General features: G+C 69.6%; 2 protein-coding genes. One reads left to right on the top strand and one right to left on the bottom strand.

The genetic code is table 11. From position 1 onward, the window contains the following. Positions 1 to 409: 409 nt before the first annotated feature. Positions 410 to 970 (bottom strand): MarR family transcriptional regulator, encoded by a 561-nt coding sequence (locus tag ABZX96_RS37990; protein WP_355554244.1) that lies wholly within the window; start codon positions 968 to 970, stop codon positions 410 to 412. A 225-nt stretch (positions 971 to 1195) separates the two neighbouring features. Here ABZX96_RS37990 and ABZX96_RS37985 point away from each other — a divergent pair, with 225 nt between their 5' ends. After that, complete coding sequence (locus ABZX96_RS37985; RefSeq protein WP_355554247.1) at positions 1196 to 2497, top strand: MFS transporter; 1302 nt, start codon at positions 1196 to 1198, stop codon at positions 2495 to 2497. Positions 2498 to 2596: the final 99 nt, after the last annotated feature.

Raw genomic sequence — 2596 nt, 5'->3', positions numbered from 1 at the left:
GCCGCCTTTCTCGCGGTTTCCACTTTACCAGATCCGTTTCGCGTTTCCGCTTTCCGTTTCCGGCCCCGATGGGCGGGTTTTTCGCGCCTTCCGGCATGTTCACTACTTTAGCGGATTTCCTGTCCGGCGCCTAATCGGCCCGGTGGAAAGAATTTCGGCATGCCGAAATTCGTCCCGTTCAGGAGTCGTGCGGTAGTGGGTGCCGCCGGTGCGGCGAGAAGTGTGCCGCAGAACCGTTCCGTCCCGTGGCAACCCGGAGAACACTACGGATGCCCGAAGATCGTGTCAACCTCGGCGGGGACTGATTCGGCCAGCGTTCCGGAGGCCGTCGGTCGAGAGTCTGCGGAGAAGAGCGAGCCAGGGGCGGAACACGAGGCGGTGCCCGCCACGCCTCATTACGCCCGTTGGCTCATCCGAGGTCGTTGAGCCGGCCTTCGGCATCCGGCTGGGCGTCTTCGACGCGGCGCAGGAGACGCGTCAGCAGCTCTCCGAGGACGCCGCGCTCGTCACTCGTCAGGTCCTGGAGCAGGTCTTCCTCGAAGACGGAGGCCATGCGCATCGCCTCCAGCCACTTCTCCCGGCCGTCGTGGGTGAGCTCCACGATGACGCGCACCCGGTTGGCCTCATCCCGTTCCCGGGTCACCAGTCCCTCGTTCGCCATGCGGTCGATGCGGTGGGTCATGGCGGCCGGCGTGAGACCGAGGCGCTTGGCCAGCTCTCCGGGGCCGAGGCGGTAGGGCGCCCCCGAGACGACCAGGGCCTTGAGCACCTCCCACTCGGCGTTGCTCATGCCGAGGGTGGCGGTCTGCCGCCCGTAGGCGACGTTCATCCGGCGGTTGAGGCGCTGGAGGGCGGAGACGACCTGCTCCACCTGGGGGTCGAGGTCCTGGAACTCGCGCTGGTAGGCCGCGATCTGTACTTCGAGGCTCGGCTCGGCCGGATTGCGGGCCGGTTCTGCGGTCTCGGGCATGCCGGGCAGTATGACACGGCTCTCATTGTCATCGAAGTCCTTCGCTGTGTAATCTTTAGCTTCGAACTTTAGTGTTGAAGTCTTCAGGTTGAGACAGTCCGGTCTGCCACCACCCGTGGGCCCAGGCCGCCTACCGACCCGGTCAGGGCCCCGCGCCTCGGCCGGGTTCCGTCCGCCTGGGGCTTCTCCGTCCGACGTCTTCCGACATGAGCAAGGCAGGTGAGTGTGACCACCGCGATGGGCGCCGCGCTGCGGCGGATCCAGCTGGGCAACGCGCTGAGCGCGTTCGGCAATGGCTTCACGGTTCCGTATCTGTACGTCTATGTGGCGAAGGTGCGCGACCTTGGCGCGAGTACGGCCGGTTTCGTCGTCATGATGCTGGCCGTCGCGGCACTGGCCGTGCTGCCCTTCACCGGTCGGGCCATCGACCGGCGGGGTCCGCTGCCCGTCGCCCTGGTGGGTTCGGTGCTCGCCGCCGCCGGTTCGCTGGGGCTCGGGCTCTCCGGCAGCGAGCCGCTGGTCATCGCCGCCGCACTGGCGCTCGGCGCGGGGATCGCGGTGATCCAGCCGGCGCTCGCGACGATGATCGTGTGGTGCTCCACCCCGGTGACCCGTTCGCGCGCCTTCGCCACCCAGTTCTTCCTGAACAACCTGGGGCTGGGCATCGGTGGGCTGATCGGCGGTCTGCTCGTCGACGAGCACGCCGCCTCCAGCTTCGTCCGGCTGTTCTCCATCGAAGCGACGATGTTCCTCGTCCTGGGCGCGACGCTGGCCACCGTCCGGCTGCCCCGGTCCCCGAAGGTGGCGGACGCGGTGCCGAGCGCGGCGCGTCCCGAGGGGGCGTGGCGGGCGCTGCTCACCGATCGCCGGATGATGTGGCTGTGCGGGCTGGGCTTCGTGCTGTTCTTCGCCTGCTACGGACAGTTCGAGTCGGGGCTCGCGGCGTACGCGACCGAGGTCACCCGGATCTCGCCGGCGACGCTGGGCGTGGCGCTGGCGGCCAACACCGCGGCGATCGTGGCGGCGCAGTTCGTGGTGCTCAAGGTGGTGGAGCGGCGGCGGCGCAGCCGTGTCATGGCGATGGTCGGCGTGATCTGGACCGTGGCGTGGCTCGCGGCCGGGGCGTCCGGCCTGATCCACGGCGCCCATGCCGTGGCGACGGTGCTCCTGATCTCCACGTACGCCCTCTTCGGCTTCGGCGAGTCGCTGCTGTCGCCGACGGCGGCGCCGCTGGTCGCCGACCTGGCGCCGTCCTCCCTGATCGGGCAGTACAACTCGGCGTTCGCCCTGGTCAAGCAGCTCGCGCTGGCCGTGGGCCCGGCGGTGGGCACGCTGATGGTGGGCCACGGCCTGTACGCGGCGTACATCGCGATGCTGGTGCTGTGCGCGCTGGGCATCACGGTGCTGGCGTTGCGGCTGGGACGGATGCTGACGCCCGTCCAGGACAACCCGCACGCGGTGATCGCCGACACGCGCGGCGCCGAGTGCCCGCCGACGGCCCGGGAGGCCGTGGCCGCGGTGGCGTGAGCCGTCCCGCGCAAGCCGTCCCGCGCGAGAGGAAGGCGGTGGGGGGGGGGGGTGGGTGGGGGGCCCCCCCCCCCCCAAAGGGAGAACGAACCGAAAAAA

Origin of the sequence: Streptomyces sp. NPDC003077 (genome assembly GCF_040611095.1) — a bacterium.
GTDB lineage: Bacteria > Actinomycetota > Actinomycetes > Streptomycetales > Streptomycetaceae > Streptomyces.
This window is presented reverse-complemented; position numbering and strand designations above follow the sequence as displayed.

Coding starts and splice junctions, on each gene's coding strand:
- ABZX96_RS37990 (WP_355554244.1), bottom strand. CDS start 970: ATGCCCGAGACCGCAGAACCGGCCCGCAATCCGGCCGAGCCGAGCCTC.